The 647-nt window shown below is 61.8% G+C and carries 1 protein-coding gene; it reads left to right on the top strand.

What is annotated here, in order from left to right:
- Window positions 1-647 (top strand): FAD-dependent oxidoreductase (locus tag FDW94_RS24400; RefSeq protein WP_249358577.1); only part of this gene is annotated, 647 nt, incomplete at both ends.

Here is a 647-nt window from a genome sequence, read left to right as displayed (position 1 = left end):
CGGCGGTCAGGCGGCGGCTATGGCTGCCGCTGCACTGCGCCAACAAGGTTTTGACGGCGAATTACACCTGTTTTCCGATGAGCAGCATCTACCCTATGAACGCCCACCGCTCTCCAAAGCGATGCTACTGGACGACAATCCGCAACTTCAGCCGATACTCCCCGCTGACTGGTGGCGGGAACACAACGTACAGCTGCATCTGGGGGTTACTGTGCAGACGCTCGGCCGCCAAACGCATCAGTTGGTGCTGGCTAATGGGCAGAGTTATCCATGGGATCGGCTACTGATTGCGACGGGCGCTGCGGCACGCCCCCTTCCGCAACTGGATAAGCTGGGCGATCGTTGCTTCACCCTGCGCCACGCGGGCGATGCCGAGCGCCTGCGCGACAATTTATTGCCGGGCAAGTCGATTGTCATTGTCGGTGCGGGCACCATTGGTCTGGAACTGGCGGCCAGCGCGACTCAACGCGACTGTCAGGTGACGGTGGTGGAGCTGGCGCCAACGGTCATGGGCCGCAACGCGCCTGCTCCGGCGCGCGACTACCTGCTAGCCCGCCACCAACTTGCGGGCGTGCGGGTATTGCTTAACAGCGCGATAGAGCATGTCGAAGCAGGAGAGTCTCTCTCGCTCACGCTACAAAACGGCT

Source organism: Citrobacter sp. wls757 (assembly GCF_005280935.1).
Classification (GTDB): Bacteria; Pseudomonadota; Gammaproteobacteria; order Enterobacterales; family Enterobacteriaceae; genus Citrobacter; species Citrobacter portucalensis.
Note: the sequence above shows the minus strand (reverse complement) of the source record. Positions and strands in the feature narration are given on the sequence as shown.